Source organism: Shewanella sp. HL-SH8, assembly GCF_051165765.1.
Lineage (GTDB): Bacteria > Pseudomonadota > Gammaproteobacteria > Enterobacterales > Shewanellaceae > Shewanella > Shewanella glacialimarina.
In genome coordinates this window covers 1,321,564-1,340,619 of sequence record NZ_CP195039.1, presented here as the reverse complement: position 1 = coordinate 1,340,619, position 19,056 = coordinate 1,321,564, and the positions used below count along the sequence as shown (strand labels likewise).

Below are 19,056 nucleotides of genomic sequence, written 5' to 3'. Positions count from 1 at the left end.
TTATCATTCCTCAACTTTACTGATTTTGGCACTTTCTAAAACCTTGTTATTAATGCTTATAGGCATCCGTACAGGCCACAATTTTAACGTGAGTCGTGTTAACCATTCATCTAAATACAAGCCAGCAAATAAGGCGATATACAAACCTTGCATTGACGGTTTATGTGGCTGGTACTTCAACATCCAACTTAGAACAAACAAACTGATAAATAATAGGGCTGCGACAGTATCAAGCGCACTAAATGCTTCAACATGCATGACTGGTATAGGGCTAATGATTGTCCCAAACAGCCATTTAAAGCCGCTATAACTGAGTATTAATACAATACTTAATCCCAGTACTGGCATAATACTTTTATGTTGCCGTTCACTATGGCGCAGGGCAATTAGCATGGTGAGCGCTAAAGCTAGCAACAGCCACATACTCCATACTCCCTGGTGGTCTATCACTATCACGGCTATCGACACTATGATGGTTGACAATACGCCGGCTACAATCCAGTCCATCACTTTAGGATGGGTCGCTGGCGACAGACGCCTTTGCATCTCTTCGTAAACAGCACTGCCAGAGTTTAAAAATGCGTAGGCTTTGTAGACTGAGTGAGTGAGTAAATGCAGTAAGGCTAATTCAAATAACCCTAGGGCACATTCAACTAACATCAAGCCCATCTGCGCACTAGTTGACCAAGCTAAACGCACCTTCATACTAATTCGAGTAGCCATAATCAATGCAGCTATGACTGTGGTTAAGCCTGCAACAATTAACACCAGCCATTGCGCTACAGTTGATTGGATAAACAAGGGGGCAAATAAAATCAATAAAAATCCCCCGAGATTAATCACCCCAGCATGCAGTAAAGCACTTACCGGTGTCGGCGCTTCCACAACCTGTATTAGCCAGCCATGAACCGGTAATTGGGCACACTTTATCAACGCAGTAAGTGCGATTAGTACAGCGGCTATGTGATCGGCGGTGGTCAGTTGCAGGCTGTCGTTGGTCGCGACGGCATTAAAGTGGCTAATTAACTCACTGATGAATAAAGTGCCGTGCTGCTGATACAACAATATAATTGCAATGAATAACAAGGTTTCTGCGGTTCGAGCTAAGAGGAATTTTTTATGTGCCGCCAGCGCAGCACGAGGGCGTTCTGGGTAGAAGGTTAAAAGCTTATGCAAAGCTAGGCTAATCGAGACCCAACCTAGCCATAACAGCAGTAAGTGGTTACTGATTAACACCACTGAAACCGCCGCAAGAACATTGAGCAGCCAACACCAGTAAGTATCACTGCTGGGTTCACCCGCCATATAATTGCGTGAAAAGGCAATTAAAATGGTACTCATAAATACTACCAACCCCATCATCACAAGGCTGAGTGTTGATTGGCTAATATACTGCGTATCAGCCTCTAGTTGAGGTAATGCAAAATGTGTAACTAAAGCTGCAATATAAAGCGCCACAATAACGCCACTGAGCATAGCGCCCAAGTGAGTATTATTTTTACAAATGTTATTTTTTAATCCATAACGCCCCCGCCAGATGCTAGCCAAAATTAACGTGATGGGAATACATAACAAAAAAATCGATGGTATTGCGATATTCATAATCAGCCTCTTCTTTTAGTGGCATGAGTATGTCAGAGCTATATATTTAATAAAAATATATATAAACTAACTAATCGTTCTGTTTTGGTTAACTATAAATGAGCCGACTTAATTATCATCATCTTTACTATTTTTGGCGTGTGGCGGTTGCGGGTAATCTGACCAACGTAGCCAAAGAACTGCATATTTCACAATCTGCACTGTCAGCTCAAATTAAACAGTTTGAGCACAATATGGATGTGAAATTGTTTGAGCTAAGAGGTAGACGCCTGAATCTAACCGTTCACGGTCATCGCGTGCTGGCTTATGCTCACGATATATTCAGTAAAGGTGAAGAGCTGGAGTCCTTTTTACGCAAAGGCAGTATCAGTGAAAAACAGCATTTATCTATCGGAGTATTAACCACACTATCGCGTAACTTCGTCGAGAGTTTTATTAGTCCGTTACTGGCAAATCCTGATGTGAGCTTTTCTTTAACGGCCAAAGGAATGACCAACCTGCTCAATGATCTTGCTAACCATGAACTTGATTTGGTACTGACTAATCTGCCTATTGGTGTCGATAAAAAAGATCCATTATGGCAAACCCAATTAGTATCGCGTCAGCCTTTGGCAATTGTCGGCCCAAAAGTTAACCGAATACATGATAGTTTCCCTAATGGTTATCAAAATATGCGTTGGGTATTACCGGGGCAGAACACTGAAATACGCGCGGCATTTAATTCCTTCTGCGCAACCTGGCAATATCAACCCGATGTGCAAGCTGAAGCGGACGATATGGCAATGTTGCGTCTTTTAGCCCGAGACAGTGGCGCGTTAGTGGTATTGCCACCTGTAGTAGTTAAAGACGAAATTGAGCAGGGTATATTAGAGGTATATCAGCGTTTACCTAATGTTTATGAAAATTTTTATGCCATTACCGCGCAGCGAAAATTTGTGCCAGAGGTATTATTAGCCCTGTTAAAACAACAAATTGACCCTGAGTTGATCAACTGATTTATCACTATTTTAAAATCTGTTTTAGAACAACTTAACCTTACAGCAAGTCAATTAACTGGCTTAAGCCTTTATACTAATGCCTTGATGTTTTCAGCTATCAAGGCTTGTATTTGCAACCATTGTTCAACCTGCCATTGGCCCTCATGGGGCAGCATAGAAAAATGATCAGCTTCAGCCATAATCACTTGGTTAACTTTGCCCTTGGCATAGAGATAATACTGTTGGGTTTGGTTAATACTAACGCAGGTATCTTGTGCACCGTGAACCAGAGTTAAATTAATGCTTTCACTGTTAAGACTTAGAGGATCGCATGACAAATACCTTTGATGCATAGTACTTGCTTCGCCTCCCATTAACCGATTAATTTGCTCAGGTTGGTCAACCTCATTGACAGCAAAAAGATTTAAAATTGCCGAGATAGCTATCACCCTTTTTATGGCTAGAGGGCTTGCACAATAAAGCTCGCTATCTCGCGCTATATTGCCTCTTGACGCTGCCCAAGTAGCTAAATGTCCGCCCGCTGAGTGACCAATTAATAGCACCCGTTCCAGATCTAAACTGTGTTGCGCACCAATCACTTTTAGGTGATCCAATCCATCGGCAACATCTTTAAAAGTGGCTGGCCAAGGGGCGTTAATGTTTGCACCTATCGCATTCATGCGTCGATATTCTAGGTTCAATATTGCAACGTCAAAATCTTGTAAATACTCAACGATGGCTGACGTCGCATAAGTTTCTAGACTGTGGTTATCTTTCCAGTAGCCGCCATGAATAACAATCACCACAGCAATGTTTGTTGTACCTTTTGGTAAATACAGGTGTGCAAACTGTTGGCTGTTATTGCCATAGTAAATAATCTTTTTTAGATGTTTTGACATCAATACTCCAAGCTAGATAATTAACACCACAACGGTATAACAGGTACACCATCATTTCAATGATTATTATTAGCTTGAGTAATCTGAATTTTTGACTAAAATCCAACCAATTCAAATGATTTATATACATTTACCGCGTCACTGGTATGATAGCAAAATAGGTGATATATAATTGAAAAAGTGTCAAGGAGCTACACATGCCAATTACGATTAAGCGTCCCGTTGAAAGAAAAAAACTATCAGAAACTGTTGAAGAAGAGTTGGAGTTGATGATCCGCCAAGGCGAAATCGCTGAAGGTGATGCACTTCCTTCTGAACGGGAGTTAATGGCTGCATTTGGTGTTGGTAGACCTTCTATACGTGATGCTTTGTCGGCACTTGCACGTAAAGGCTTAGTTAAAATCAGCAGTGGTGAAAGAACCCGAGTCACCAGGCCCTCACCGGATACTATTATCTCTGAACTATCAGGTATGTCTAAGGATTTTTTGTCTCAACCCAATGGCTTACAGTACTTTGACCAACTCAGAAACTTTTTTGAATCAAGCCTAGTACGCCATGCGGCTGAGTTTGCGACTAAAGAGCAAATTGCAGAGTTAGAAAAAGCACTTGAGCTAAACGGCAAAGCAATTAACAGTGATAACCAATTTAAAAAAACAGATATTTACTTCCATCGTGTCATTGCCTCAATACCTGGTAATCCGATATTTTTAGCGATTCATCAAGCACTGGTTGATTGGGTTATCGGCGCCAGACCCGCTAAAGTAAATGCCAATGTTCTTAATGCAAAAAGCCATCAAGATCATGTTGAGATTTTGGAGTGCATTAAAAATAGAGATGTGGAAGGGGCTGACAAAAAGCTTACCCAACATTTAGAATACGTATTTGAAAATTATTATGTCGAGTAGTTAATCTACACAAGTTAACAGACAAAGATAAATAAATACAAATCAACATCTTAGTTAAATAAATAACTCCATTTCAAAGCTACCTTCAGGTAGCTTTTTTTATGTGTGATAAAACAGTATTAATGAATTATCTGCAAACAATATATTTACAATATGTTAAATAAATTTGGATGTTTGTGTAGCATTAAGCTAACTCGAGTGGTATAACAGGTATACAGCACAAAACAATACCACTTGAGTCCCTATGATTACTAAGATGTTTAAATTTGCAATCATTTCATTTTTGATGATGCCATTATTAACGACTGCTCAAACACTTATCCATTGGCAGGAAGTGAGCGCTACGTCAGTTGAACAATTACAAATAGGCAATGGGGCTTTTATTAGCAGTAATAATGACGGCCTACTAATTTCTTCAGGTCTAATGCGCTCAGAGCTAATGTCATCAGAGATCAATTCTGCCAACCTAACAAGCACTGCTGCTATTATTGCCCAAAGCCTTGCCAATCATAATCAATTCAACACCATGTTTGTGGTCAGCGGCGACAATATATTTTCAAGCAGTTTATCCGCCGAATTAGGTAATAGAGCATACGCCTCTGCAGTCAACTTTAATGGCACTACTCTGGTTGTCGGAGGCATTAGCCAACAAAATGCCTCTGCTTCGGTTAATTTATTAAGCTGGCAAGCCTCATCAAAAATATTACACAGTTACTCGCTGCCCCCCTTACCTCAAGCAACAAAGTCCCCCTCTGCAGTCATTTTTAACAATACCCTTTATGTGTTAACGGGCTCAGATGAGAGTAATCAATTTTTTGCATTGGATTTAAGTGCCTTATTGAACGCTGATGGGCTGCTATCTTTAAATCAAACTGATATTGAACGTTTCACCCAGAACACGTTATGGCAAACCCTGCCCGCTTTGCCCTTCGCAAGCGGACATAAGCAATATCAAAATGGCGTACAGTTAGCAGTACAAGATGACGGCAGTGGACCGAAAATCTTTGCTATGGGCGGTTATCAACTTCCATTACAAAGCCTTAATTTTAAAGCAGATATTTCAGCTCTTACTCACCATTGGAAATATGACCCTTTGGCTAAGGTTGCGGATCAAACATGGCAAGACCTGGGTGATATCACAATTGATAAAAGCCTGCTCAATGACAGAATTAACGCCTTAAGTACCTTGGGACAATCACATATATTAGCCTTTACCAACCAAGGCAGGACCTTATCATTTAATGCTATTACAAATAGTTGGACACAATATTTAGCTGAGAACATTGATGCAACAAATACACTTGCAGACGATCAAACTGATCTTAATCATCACCTCAATCAATCGGCTACTTTTATAAGCGAAAGTGTGACCTCGTATCGCGGCGAAATTTTTTCATTAAACCGCAATAAAGATAATCAAGGTTCATTAATATTGTGGCAGGCATCGCTTAAGCAACCGGCAAAGAATTTTGGCTGGGTTAATATGACAGTGTTAGTGGTCTACCTTGTCTGTGTTGTTTTACTCGGTTTATTTTTTGTTTTTAAAAATAATAACACCGATGACTACTTTCGAGGTGGGCAGTCTATTCCCTGGTGGGCTGCCGCCTGCTCTATTTATGCCACCATGTTAAGTTCATTAACTTATGTCGCCTTGCCTGCCGTAGTTTACCAAAGCAACTGGTTGTTACTCATAGGAATATGGATGATTATCGCCGTGGCGCCGCTTGCTATTTATGTTGCTATGCCCTTTTTCCGTCAAATTGATGCGACCAGTGCTTATGAGTATCTGTCAAAACGTTTCAATATGGGCGTAAGGTTATTTGCCAGCGGCCTTTTTACCCTGTTCCATATTGGTCGAATGGGTATAGTAATGGCTTTAACGGCCTTAGCACTGTCTGCAGTAACGCCTTTGTCAGCTAGCGACAGTGTATTAATCATGGGCGTTTTATGTTTAATTTATTGCACCATGGGTGGTATTGAAGCAGTCATTTGGACTGATACCTTGCAAACCATTGTCTTAATTATTGGTGCTATTACCTGTTTTATTATCATAATTATGGGTTTAGAAGGAGGCCTTAGTGACTTTGTCAGCATTGGTTTAAATGACAATAAGTTCACTATGGTAAACGCCGACTTTAGTTTAGACAGTATTACCTCACTCTCTATTTGGGTCATCGTTATTGGTGGTATTGGACAAAACTTGTCTAGCTATACAGCTGATCAAGCCGTAGTACAACGCTATATGGTAACAAAAGACCCACGAGAAGCCAGCAAATCGATTTGGGCAAATGCCGTAATAGCCGCTCCTGGGGCATTATTGTTTTTCTGTATTGGTACTGGTTTATATGCCTTTTATCAATTACATCCGGAAAAATTAGACCCAACGATCCAAATTGATCAAATATTCCCAACTTTTATCGCCACTGAGCTGCCGATTGGAGTTGCAGGTTTGATTGTCGCGGGTATTTTTGCCGCCGCACAATCAACCGTATCCACCAGTATGAACTCTATTGCAACCACTTTAGTAACCGATTTTATTCGCCCATTTAATTTGGTGAAAACTGAACAAGGTTATATGAACGCGGCTCGCTGGTTAACGTTCATCATGGGCGCGTTAGGTACATTAGCTGGGCTTATTTTTATAAACCCTGAAATTCGCTCACTAATGGAAGCCTACTTTAAAGTAATAGGAATGTTTATGGGGGCCCTGGGGGGACTATTTGTGCTTGGTGCGTTAACAAAAAAAGCTAACTCTTTTGGCGCCATTATTGGCATTTTAGCAGGTGTGACGACCATGATATCGGCTTGGCAACTGGGCTGGGCTAACGGTTACTTATACGCCACCCTCGGCATAGTGTCTTGTTTAGTGTTTGGCTACCTTACCAGTTTACTCACCCAAACAACAAAAGACAGACACAGAGATTTAACCGGACTGACTTTATACACCATGCAAACTCACGTGACTAAATCGTGATAATGCTTCATTTAGCTTTTAGGAAACTTAAATGTCTGTTGTAAATAAATCACTGGAAAAACAACTGTTATCGTCATTGAAGCAATCTTTAATTGCATCCTGCCAGCCCGTTGATAATGGTCCTATGGACAAAGTCGAACATATTGTTGCTATGGCATTAGCCGCGGTTAATGGTGGCGCGAAAGGCTTAAGAATAGAAGGTATTGAAAATGTGCGGGCAATTGCCAAAGTCACCTCTATTCCCATTGTTGGGATTGTTAAACGAGACTTAACTGATAGTCCGGTACGGATTACCCCGTTTATAGAAGATGTTAGTGCACTTGCGCAAGCAGGAGCCAGCATAATCGCCTTTGATGGCACAGATCGTCCGCGCCCAACGGCAGTGTTAGATTTACTGAGCGCGATTCATGAAGCTGGTTGTGTCGCCATGGCAGATTGTGCCGACTTTGAAACCGGCTTGATGCTAGCACAGCAGGGGTGCACCTTTATTGGTAGTACTATGTCAGGTTACCTTGACCTAAATAATATCCCGACAGAGCCGGACTATGACTTAGTTACCCTATGGGTTGAACAAGGGTTAAATGTCATTGCTGAAGGTCGATACAATTCCCCCAAACGTGCTGCTAGAGCTATTGAACTTGGAGCATTTTCGGTGACCGTTGGCTCAGCTATTACTCGTGTTGAGCATATAACCCAATGGTTTGTTGGTGACATTGAAAGTGCCATTAACAGTACCAAAGCTTAGTTACTTTTATCTCAATAGTGATAAAGCCCATTAGGCAATAAGGACCAAGATAGATGATCATAGCCATCGATGTCGGAGGCACAAAAATATCAGCTGCGCTTATTTTCAGCGATAAAGTAACCGAGACTCACATTGTTGAACAACGCACAATCGCTTCGGTGATACACACTGACTTAACCCATTTAAGTCAACATTTAGTCGAACTTTGCCAAGGCTGGATTGAGCGTGCAACCCAGGTAGCCATAGCCTGCACGGGTCAAGTTGGCGATGAGTTTGTTAACTTTCTTTCGGCAAAACAAAAGCTTCCCTTAAAAGCACAACTTGAATCGGCTTTTGAACTACCAGTGACAATTATCAATGATGCTGCCGCAGCCGCATGGGCTGAATACTGCGTCATGAAAACAATCGCCATAGACAGCTCGCTTAAAGACAATAACGTTATTGGTAGTGAAGTGATTAGCGGCGGTGACAATACCCTAGTGTACATAACGGTATCGACAGGGATTGGTGGTGGCATCATTCAAAATGGAAAATTACTGACCTGTGGCGATGGATTCTGTGCCCATTTAGGTCATGTTTCTGTACTACATGGCAGCCAAAAAAACATTCAATGCCATTGTGGTCGAGTCAATTGTGCTGAATCCATAGCATCCGGCACCGCCATTGCTAAACAAGCCTCAATAATTTTGAACCAAGAAGTAAGCTGCAAAGCTGTGTTTGAACAGTACTTCGCAGTGCCTGAAATCGCGCTACTCATCAATAATGCCACAAGCGCTGTATGTGATTTAATTGCCAATGTTAAAGCTATGACGGGAACCAACATTATTATTTTAGGCGGTAGTGTTGGTTCAGTGACACTATTTCACCAGCAAGTGGTAGCAAAAACGGCCAATTTACCTTCCATTTATCAAGTCAGTATTAAGCCCCCTCAAATGGGCGCTAATGCAGACTTAATGGGTGCGGCTTTTTACGTTCGAAAAAATCAATGTCCAATTTAACGCATTGACTTAAAGCAGGATAAAATATGCAGGTTATTATTTTAGAAAATCCACAGCAGGTAGCACAACACGCCAGTGAATGGATTGTTGAGCTGTTGAGTAAAAAAGCGCATCCCGTATTAGGATTAGCCACTGGCAGCACCCCTATTAGCCTTTATCAGAAATTAGTACAACGTCATCAACAAGATCAAACAGATTTCAGCCATGTCACCAGCTTTAATCTTGACGAATACCACAATATCGAGGCAGACAACAAGCAAAGTTATCGTATGTTTATGAAGCAAAATCTGTTTGATAAAATAAATATTGATCAAACAAACACCCATTTACCCACCTGTAACTTAATTCAAGACCCTCGAGTACAAGGTATGGCCTATGAAGAGAAAATTCGCAATGCGGGTGGAATTGATTTACAAATCCTCGGGATTGGGGTGAATGGCCATATTGGTTTTAATGAGCCATCGTCCAGTTTATCGTCTCGAACAAGGTTAAAAACATTAACCAAGCAAACCCTGCAAGATAACAGTCGATTATTTGACTCAGCAGAATATCAACCCTCGATGGCAATGACCATGGGAATTGCAACCATATTAGATGCCAAATATGTATTGCTTATGGCAACAGGTAAAAACAAAGCCAAAGCAGTTAACGAAATGATCAATGGCCCACTGTCAGCAAGATGTCCCGCATCAGCACTGCAACTCCACCAACATGCCGTCATAGTGTTAGATAAAGACGCCTCAAGTGAGCTTTCTAACCAAGAATATTATATTTGGGCCAACCGGGAACATCAAAAAATCAATCAAGATTACGGCTTCTTTCTATAGCCATTCTAAATAGACAAGCATCGAGTCAAGACTAATACCCAAACCAAACTCAGTTTAATATTATGTTTTAAATAGAATTTTTAATAAAACTTAAAAAATTATTCACATTTAGTCTATTCGGGATACTACGGAATATTCAGTCGAGCGTACTGTAATGATATACTTCTCACTAAAATAATGCATACAAACAATTAGATGGATTACTACATGTTTACTTTTAACTATCCTGCAAGACATTATCTTTGGCTTATTTTTTTACTAAGTATTACCGGTTGTGGTGGTGGGGGTGACGACACAAGTACTAGCGAGATCCCCATAGTTCAAAACAGCGCGCCTGTTATTTCAGGTGCTCCGGGGGAAGCGACTGTGGCGCAATTCTATAGTTTTACACCTGTCGCATCAGATGAAAACCAGGATGACACATTAACCTTTAGCACCACTAATCTGCCTAATTGGTTAACGCTCAATAACACAACAGGGCAATTGACAGGTACACCACAACTGACCGATGTTGGCATACACAATAATATTCAATTAACTGTTTCAGACGGTAAACTTACTGCATCACTGAGTTTCGCCATCACTGTGGTTAATGCCCCCATAGCCCCTACATTAACGACCCTTTCAGCTCAAGCACGAGCTGATGAATTATTCGAGTTTACCTTAGCCTATCAAGGTGAAGAAAATAGCATTGTGAGCTATAGTGCACCAAGCTTACCCGACTGGCTAACACTCGATAAAACCACTGGACAGTTATCTGGCACACCGAATATAGATAATCTAGGTATAACCCCTATCTCAATTACCTTAGATGATGGCATTGCCCAAAGCACGCCGGTTTTTACCCTGCAAGTAGAAGAAAGTTGGTTAGCCCTTGCAATCGCAAGCGGTAATGCTTTGCTGGTAAAAGACAGCGATGTCATATTAGCCGCAGCCTTGGCAGAAATTGATTCCCATACAAACCGTTTTAATGACATAAAGCGGCAACTTTTCAACCTTGATTCTATTGATAACAAACTGAACGCCATTGACTGGGACCCAAGCCATGACGCGGCTATTTTGTATGGTCAATATCCTTTTAATGATACCGTCCTTAATACCACAAGTTCACATCAAGTCGATGGACAAGACCGAGTACTTCCTATTGCCATTGCTGGTAGTAAAACTTTGGATTCAGGGCGCTACCTCGCCTTTGGGGGCAACCCATTTAGAAACAATAAAAATGCTCAGATGGAGCAGTTTTTACATAATAGTTTTGATTGGTTAACCCAAAAAGATACCGCTTCACTCAGTCAATTTAATGTTGTTTTAGCACAACTTGATGAAAGTTATTGGTTTAAAGATCGCAGTCAAACCCGCGCTTGGTTGGATAATAACGTCAACAATGTTAGCTATAACCTTGAGGGCACCTGTGACGGTATTAACCTTGCTACCTGTATTGCTAACAAGCCAGATGTCATTATTATTTCACTTATAACACGTGATGGTGATGATAAAGCATCAATAATTCAGAGTGTTGAAAGTGCATTGGCACAAAACATACCGGTGATCTATATTCAGCACGATGGTGGGATTAATGATCACGGCAAAGCGCTACTAAAGGTATTAAATATTACCCACGGCCATGATAACTATTGGTGGAAACTGCATTTGTCTGCATTTGACCCATCTACTTTATGGGGTAGTCTGCCAAGTGATATTGCAAGTATAAAAGCACTGCTGAGCAATTTTAAAAATAAGTCATTTAATGTTGATTTAACTGGCTGCAGCACTCGAAGTTGTCCTGCTGAGTCTAATGCTCAGAGCGAATTTTTTGATGGTGCGAATGCAATTAGCGCCCTATTTAACAATCTTAATAGTCAAAAAATCAATATTTTTAACAGTACAGATTACCGCTTAAACAAACTGTTTATTTTACTTGCAGACCACTATCGTCAAACGGTGAGCTATCCGATGGATAAGTTAACCACTGATAAAGTAGATTTTTTTAAATCTTTATATGCTGATTACGCTATTTATAATACCCGTGATATCAATCCTGTTCAGCCAGACATGGGGAACTTTAGTCGCTCTAATTTCACTCATATCACCCCAGAAAGTGCTCAAGTAGTATTAATGTCTAAGCCTGCATTTCGCTCAGCCGGTGTCTATGCTCTACCAGGGCAAACATTTACCGTCACTCGCAACGATAGTAATAGCGTGAACACCCAAATTTTCATCAATAGCCTGCGAAGCAGTGCTACGCATATATTCAATGAAAATAGTTATAATCGTCCTTATTTTTTACAATCTAATTGGATTGATATTACCCCAGGAGAAACCATTCGTTTTACCTCTAGTTACGGTGGTCCAATTCAAATCGGTTTTTCTCAAAAAGATATTGAAGTTAATTTTAGCTTTACCAATATTGGTCGCCATCCACATTGGCGAACACCTGCAGATGACATTATTTTTGCCGAGAAAATGGAGCAAGGTGATTACGATTGGGCTGAAATTGCCACTGAAGGCTTTGAAGTACACTCTAAACTGACCCGATTACGTTCGTCATTATCAGGCAGTATTTGGCCACTTGCCTCTGATTTTGCTCATGCCACTTATCGCTACACCCATAATATGGTGAATATATTGGCGGGCTTTCAAGGTCCGGGCATAGATGTAGTTGCTGAAATTCATGATTTTGTAAACGATCGTGGTCTTTCGGTCGACACTATCGACATAGTTAAGCACATGAATGCAGACCAACCAACCTGTGGTTGGGGCTGTAGTGGTAACCCATATGATGCAGGATGGGCCTTTAGCCCCACCGGACATGGTGATTTACACGAATTAGGCCATGGCATTGAACGAGGTAGCATGCGCTTTGAAGGATATGGCGGTCATTCAAACACTAACTTCTACTCCTACTTTTCTAAATCTGTTTATGAAGATGAAACCGGCGAGCCTGCTAGTTGTCAGGGACTACCTTTTGAAGCGATGTTTACAACCTTACAGGAAAGTAAGCGTGCCACAGATGCGACGGCTTATATGCAAGCCAATCTTGATAAGGGGTGGTCTGCACATCATGTGCTGTATATCCAATTAATGATGGCGGCACAAGCCGAAGGCACGCTGATAAACGGTTGGAACTTGTATCCCAGAATGCATATTTGGGACAGAGAAATGTGGCGTTTAGATGACACAGAGGCAAGCTGGGCTAGCGGAAAAATAGCGTTGGGATTTGATGATTACAGTCGAACTGAATTTTCGGCAATGAGCCAAAATGAACGCTTGTTTATCTCTTTATCTGAAATAACTCAGCTAAATCTAACTGATTGGTTTGCTATGTACGGCTTTGCATTAAGTGCTAAAGCACAGGCACAAGTAGCAGCTAAAGGTTATAAAATGCTACCGCAAGTATTCTATACCTCTAGCGGCACAGGTTACTGTTCAACCTTAGTTCAAAGTGCATTACCAGTTGATGGTAATCAAGTCTGGCCAACACTTTAACAGGTTATTTGACCTCAATTTCACGGTTATGGTCACCGAGCAAGGACGCTAAATATTAACTAAGGCAAAGCTCAGCATATGCTTAACACCATTCAGTTAAGAGTTTCTTCTCTTAACTGGATAGCGGGTTTTGTTAATTCGAACGGTCCTACTTTTGGGCCGTTTTCGTTTTTTGGGCAAGATAAATTGCTTAACGTTTTCCCTCATTGCTTTGAGCTTTTTAGGGATTGTTCCTGGCGAAGCAATTGCACACCACATCAACTCATCCTGTATATAGCGCATCGCCATTACAAAGCTAATCCGTAATGGTGACACTTCAGCCTCTTTAGCGATTTTGCTTATTTCAACTCGGATCAAGTTGTACGCTATCAGTAATCCCCAAATCTCCTGATAAATGCCTTCAACTGTCTGACTTCTTAATAAAATACTCTCATCAAGTTGATATTGCTTGATTTCTCCATAGCCATTTTCTATCTCCCAGCGTTCGAAATAGACATCTAATACATCTTGAGAGGAGTATTTGCTTCTATTGGTTAATGAACTCAGCACACCTGTAATATGATTGCCCTGGGATTTTTCTTGATAGGTCACTAGTCTCGCATGCCACTTTTCAGGTAGCTCTGGGTTCTTTTTTCTCGCTTGTGGTGATACTGGCATCTCAACTAGATAATCGTTGTCAGCGTATTGCTCGATGACTTCAAAGCGTGTATTACTTTTGAGTGGTGTAAGCCAATGACTATTCTGGTTGGCTCCCCACCAACTTGTCATAAGATCTGCACTAAAGTAACCACTATCAAAAATAGTGAGAGAATTAGCTGGAACTGATCCAATTAGCTCTCGAGCATAACTAATTTCCCCTTTACTACACGGACCAAATTTTACATTTCTTATCATACGACTTCGTAATGACATGAGTGCGCATAAGCGGGCTACTGGGTATACGGACTGCTTCCTATGCTGATTACTGATATAGCCAAAATGCTCTGAATTCTCGGTATTTTCTGCACATCGAAATGTCGTTCCATCAACAGAAAATAACTGAAGACCATGCCATGTATCTTGGCTGTCTTCCCTATGACACCAGTGTTTAGAAGTGATATCAAAAAGGGCTTTAAGGGGAGCGGCTGTCAGTCGCTGTCTGGCTTGCGGGATAGCACTTGGTGCAACGGTTTCTCCCAACTTATCAACTAACGTTAAGTCGAGCTTGGAGACGACTTCAGCGATGGAACGATTTCGGTAGAGGCCAATTCCAACGATGAGCCAAACGACTAATTCTGCTGGAAGTTTTCTGCGCCTAATACTTGCTTTGTTGGTTAGCTCCAAAGCTTGTTCAATCCATTCCAACGGCAATTCTTTTTGAAAGATAGATAGTTCTTCGGGGGCGACAAGTAATTCAGTATCAATAAGCCAGTTAGACAACATAAAAAATGACTCCGTTCAAAAGAAGGAGCCATTTTCGTAGGATCATTTTTGCTGTCAACCGATCAGTTTCTTAACTGATCGGTGTTAAGCATATGCTGAGTTTTGCTTTTTAGTGTTTATCATTATCGGCAATAGTAAATAAATGCCCAGCTAAATGAATTAATGCGACTCACTATGTGATATTTCACCCTTATGTTCATGACCCTCCCTCTAAAATGTTCATAACAAAACTTACCTCACAAGGAAGTATCGTTAATTTTTAAGCAAAAAAAACCATCACCAATTTAGTGATGGTTGTCTATATTATCGGTTAATTTAACCTTCGGCGTAAGGACTGATATGAATGATAAAATAGTTAACAGCTTTCTGGTACTTGATCACATACTGAATGTGCCAGCTGACAAGCCATTAATTTACGCAGCTAAGCCACTATAACTAATCATTTTTTATATGACTCATAAAGCCAGCACTTTTCATTTTAGCGACCACATCGGCTTTTTCTTTTACTGACAATGAGCGAATAGGCAGACGAGGGTCCCCAACGTCAATGCCATGAAGCAACATAGCGGCTTTACCAGCTGCAACCCCGCCGTATTCTACAAGCGGACGGATAATGCCGATAACCTTATCCATCAGTGCGGCGACTGTTACTTGATCGCCTTTGTTAAATGCCGCTATGATGTCTAAATAAAGCGGTGCAGCATAGTTATAAGTACTTCCCACTGCGCCAATCGCACCAACAGCCAATCCCCCAGGAAGAAATTCATCTACACCAAATGGAATATCAAATTTTCCACCACAAACTCGAGTACAACGTTGGAATTCATACAAATCGCCATGATTGAATTTAATACCGGCTAGATTTGGGATGACGTCATCCGCTTTAATAAGAAATTGTTCCATATCAAACATCACCCCTGACATACCAGAGTGATAATAGTAAAACCCTTTGTTTGGCGCTGCTGCGGCCACGGTTGCACAGTAAGTCACTAGATCATCTACAGAACCCGGTTTAAAGAAACAAGGGGCTATAACAGAGGTTGCAAAGACATCCAAAGAATTAGCATGCTTAGTTAATTCAAGCGTATCAACAATAGACAGCGCACCAGTGTGCACCGTAATACTGAGTTTACCCTTGGCCGCTGTAACCCAGCGTTCAGCCACAGCTTTACGTTCAGCCACAGAACAATTGAGCCCTTCACCAGTTGTGCCACAGATATAAACGCCTTCGACTCCTTGTTTGATAAGCAAAGCGGCTATTTGATCAATAACCCCAAGATTTACCTGACCATGTTGATCAAAAGGTGTATGGGGGGCGGAAATTAATCCGGTAAGTTTTTGCATTGTAAACCTCTGTAAATTAATATATTTGTTTGCCGCCAATCCATGTCTGGCTAACATGTAGATCAGAGTTATTAGTTGTGTTAAGCAATGTAAAATCAGCATTAGCATTGATCGCTAGCTGAGGTGTTGATGTATTAAGACCAAGGAAATCTGCGGGATATTGACTTGCCATTCTCAGCGCCTCTTCTAATGAGACATCAAGCATTCGCCGTGCATTGTTTACCGCAGTGATCATATCTAAGGCAGAACCGGCTAATTGGCCTGTTTGACTGGTGAGCTTACCGTTTGCTAACTGTATTTTATGACCATCAAATTCTAATGTTTCCTGGCTACTACCTATCGTTGACATTGAGTCTGTCACCAGCATCATTTTGCCAATTTTTTTGGCGCGAGTGGCCAACTTAGCCGTAGCAGGGTGAACATGATGACCGTCAAGAATCAAGCCGCACCAACTGTGTTCATCAAGCAATGCAGCCCCTACCATATTAGGTTCTCGGGAGGTCAGCGCAGACATCGCATTGAATAAATGAGTAAAGCCCACTGCACCAGCAGCTAATGCTGCTTGCGTCACGGCAAAGCTTGCATTCGAGTGACCTAAACATACTTTTACCTTGTGTTCAGTTAATCGTTTTATTTGCGCGGCAGTGACATTTTCGGGTGCAAGAGTGACAATTTTCACACCAAGATCATCTCGACAATAAATGTCCATTTCCGACTCGGTTAGCGGCCTAATATACTCACTACTATGTATACCTTTGTTGGGTACACTAATATGTGGCCCCTCAAAATGGACTCCGACAATACCGGCTACCTGCTGCTTTATTGCAGAGGCTATAACGTTCGCTGCACTTGTGATTGTTTCAATGCCACTGGTGATTAATGTCGGTAGCAATCCCGTAGAACCAAAGCGGCTATGCGCTAACACCATAGCGTTAAGGGCCATTAAATTTGGGTCATGGTTAAATAAATATCCCCCGCCACCATTTACTTGAACATCAATAAAACCAGCAGTCAGCAAGCCTGGTACTTTAATTTCCTTAGCCCCTTTTACCGAATCAAAAGCAAGCACCTTTTGTTCATCAAAGCTTATCGCTTGGTTTTTTATGATGTTTTTACCATCAAACATTTGTTGTGCAATTATGGTGGTGATCATAATGTCTCTGTTGGGTTCCTTTAAAATTAAAAAGAAAATACTTATTAAAATCAATTATAAAAATAGCATTAACCTGAAGAACCTTATTCTCCGCTGGACAAATAAACAGCATCGAAAAAAGTAAACAACTGCTCAAACTGACGTAATTGTGAAATAACTCATTGGCAGACAGCAACCAAGGCTTATATAATTAAATCAATAATTACAACAGGTATACTATCAACCTGTTATACCAATATACCTGATGAGATATTATTGTCAAAGTGAAAATATATAATTAGATAGACCCAAGGTGAAAAAATTAGCTAACAAACTGATTATAAATAATTAATATCTTTTTATTATTTAATCAATGCCTACTTGGTAAACGATTCAAAATGAGGTGTATTGAAAAAACTGAGTTTTAACATCTATAACCTAAAGGCTAAATCTATCCTAATAAAAATCAGTCAAGTTAGATTGCAACCACAAAGGTATAATGGTATAACAGCATGCTTACTTTTTATTAGCGTCCTATTATCTGGCGGAGATTAAATGAAATATATTATTGGCGCATACGCCACCGCTCCCTCTACCGAGCAATGGCAGCAAGAATTAGAAACTCAGTATTACCAACAGCTCAAGTCACTGAATAAGATTAGTGGTATTGAGCATCCCTTTGTTGGGCGACTGCATCCATATGACGATGAGTGGTTTCTCAAAAATATCGATAAAAACTGGCAGTTTATCTTCACTTCTATCCCTGGGGTAATGAGCAGTCTCGCTAAAAATCCTCACTTTGGTATAGCCTCAACAAAAGAAGAAGGCAGACTGTCGGCACTGTCTTTTTATCAACTAGCACAACAAGCCATATTAGAACTAAATAACTACTTAGATAGACAGGCTGTCAGCTTTATAAAAATACACACCTCGCCGAAAATTAGCCCTGCCACGCACTCATCTATTGAAGCATTGCAAGCATCTCTTGAAACCATGCAGTCTTGGGATTGGGATGGGGCAAAATTAGTGATTGAACATTGTGATGCGCACATTGCAGGACAAGAAGCCGAAAAAGGCTTTATGTTACTAGAAGATGAAATTACCGCTATTAAGCATGTTAATAGCAAGCTCAACAGTGACATTGGTATTAGTATAAATTGGGGACGTTCAGCGATAGAAACCCGCAGCTCTGCTGGGCCATTGCAGCATATTAAGCAGGCCTATAATAGCGGTTTATTAAAAGGAATTATATTTTCTGGTGCCTCAGGGCTTGAGGGGCCATATGGCCAATGGAAAGATACCCATATGCCACCAGCACAAGCGTTTAATATTCCAAGTTTTGCCCAAGGATCTTGTTTAACCTTAGAACAAATCGAACTATCGTTACAGCAATGTCATTATAATCAGCTTGATTTTATCGGCGGAAAAATATCAATAAGCCCTAATAAAGCTAGCGTTACCGAACGTGTTTCCTACATTAAAAGCTTAATCACTTTGCTAGATAAAGTGGTAATCTAACTTTAGTGATTGTCATTATTACCTGAGCGTCTAACGCTATAAAGAGTGGCTTAAAACTTGGGCAATATACAGCAGCTTCATTGAATCGTATTAGGTTTTTGGTAAATTCATCGTATTTACTTATTAGCAATTAGTGAGCAAGGTGCTGAAATTTCAGTGTTAGCGATGTATTTAAATGGCTTATTTACAACAATTGTTATTATCGTTTTTTCAAAAGATTTGATATT

General features: G+C 40.7%; 13 protein-coding genes. 8 read left to right on the top strand and 5 right to left on the bottom strand.

Annotated features, from left to right (window positions below):
• Positions 1-3 precede the first annotated feature (3 nt).
• Entirely contained in the window at positions 4-1,602 is a 1,599-nt protein-coding gene (locus ACRWQN_RS05935; RefSeq protein ID WP_434940140.1) for an NADH-quinone oxidoreductase subunit L, read from the bottom strand.
• 98 nt (positions 1,603-1,700) lie between these two features.
• On the opposite strand from ACRWQN_RS05935, the gene ACRWQN_RS05930 reads away from it, so the two are divergent.
• Positions 1,701-2,597 carry a LysR family transcriptional regulator gene (locus tag ACRWQN_RS05930; protein WP_434940139.1) on the top strand — a complete coding sequence of 299 codons (897 nt, stop codon included), beginning with the start codon at positions 1,701-1,703 and terminating at the stop codon, positions 2,595-2,597.
• Between the two features lie 71 nt (positions 2,598-2,668).
• Here ACRWQN_RS05930 and ACRWQN_RS05925 read toward each other — a convergent pair whose 3' ends face one another.
• Positions 2,669-3,478 carry an alpha/beta hydrolase family protein gene (locus ACRWQN_RS05925; RefSeq protein ID WP_434940138.1) on the bottom strand — a complete coding sequence of 270 codons (810 nt, stop codon included), beginning with the start codon at positions 3,476-3,478 and terminating at the stop codon, positions 2,669-2,671.
• 197 nt (positions 3,479-3,675) lie between these two features.
• On the opposite strand from ACRWQN_RS05925, the gene ACRWQN_RS05920 reads away from it, so the two are divergent.
• The 6 genes from ACRWQN_RS05920 to ACRWQN_RS05895 all read left to right on the top strand — a co-directional run bounded on the left by ACRWQN_RS05920 (position 3,676) and on the right by ACRWQN_RS05895 (position 13,413).
• Complete coding sequence (locus ACRWQN_RS05920) at positions 3,676-4,383, top strand: transcriptional regulator NanR (protein WP_434940137.1); 708 nt, start codon at positions 3,676-3,678, stop codon at positions 4,381-4,383.
• Between the two features lie 256 nt (positions 4,384-4,639).
• On the top strand, positions 4,640-7,357 hold the full coding sequence (locus ACRWQN_RS05915) for a sodium:solute symporter family transporter (RefSeq protein WP_434940135.1): 2,718 nt from the start codon (positions 4,640-4,642) through the stop codon (positions 7,355-7,357).
• Between the two features lie 31 nt (positions 7,358-7,388).
• Positions 7,389-8,102: an N-acetylmannosamine-6-phosphate 2-epimerase gene (locus ACRWQN_RS05910; protein ID WP_226410883.1), complete on the top strand. Its 714-nt coding sequence runs from the start codon at positions 7,389-7,391 to the stop codon at positions 8,100-8,102.
• Positions 8,103-8,155: 53 nt separating this feature from the next.
• On the top strand, positions 8,156-9,100 hold the full coding sequence (locus tag ACRWQN_RS05905) for an ROK family protein (protein WP_434940133.1): 945 nt from the start codon (positions 8,156-8,158) through the stop codon (positions 9,098-9,100).
• 26 nt (positions 9,101-9,126) lie between these two features.
• A complete protein-coding gene (nagB, locus tag ACRWQN_RS05900; protein ID WP_434940130.1) occupies positions 9,127-9,927 on the top strand; it encodes a glucosamine-6-phosphate deaminase in 801 nt (266 codons plus the stop codon).
• 207 nt (positions 9,928-10,134) lie between these two features.
• Entirely contained in the window at positions 10,135-13,413 is a 3,279-nt protein-coding gene (locus ACRWQN_RS05895; protein ID WP_434940127.1) for an ImpA family metalloprotease, read from the top strand.
• A gap of 96 nt (positions 13,414-13,509) precedes the next feature.
• On the opposite strand, the gene ACRWQN_RS05890 is transcribed toward ACRWQN_RS05895, so the two are convergent.
• From ACRWQN_RS05890 to nagA, 3 genes are all read right to left on the bottom strand, one after another.
• A complete protein-coding gene (locus tag ACRWQN_RS05890) occupies positions 13,510-14,835 on the bottom strand; it encodes an IS4 family transposase (RefSeq protein WP_434940125.1) in 1,326 nt (441 codons plus the stop codon).
• 435 nt (positions 14,836-15,270) lie between these two features.
• Positions 15,271-16,179, bottom strand: coding sequence for a dihydrodipicolinate synthase family protein (locus ACRWQN_RS05885; protein WP_434940123.1), 909 nt, complete (start codon positions 16,177-16,179; stop codon positions 15,271-15,273).
• Between the two features lie 16 nt (positions 16,180-16,195).
• Entirely contained in the window at positions 16,196-17,332 is a 1,137-nt protein-coding gene (gene nagA / locus ACRWQN_RS05880) for an N-acetylglucosamine-6-phosphate deacetylase (protein WP_434940120.1), read from the bottom strand.
• Between the two features lie 534 nt (positions 17,333-17,866).
• Between nagA and ACRWQN_RS05875 the strand changes: the two genes are divergently transcribed.
• A complete protein-coding gene (locus tag ACRWQN_RS05875; protein ID WP_434940118.1) occupies positions 17,867-18,829 on the top strand; it encodes a DUF4862 family protein in 963 nt (320 codons plus the stop codon).
• Positions 18,830-19,056 lie beyond the last annotated feature (227 nt).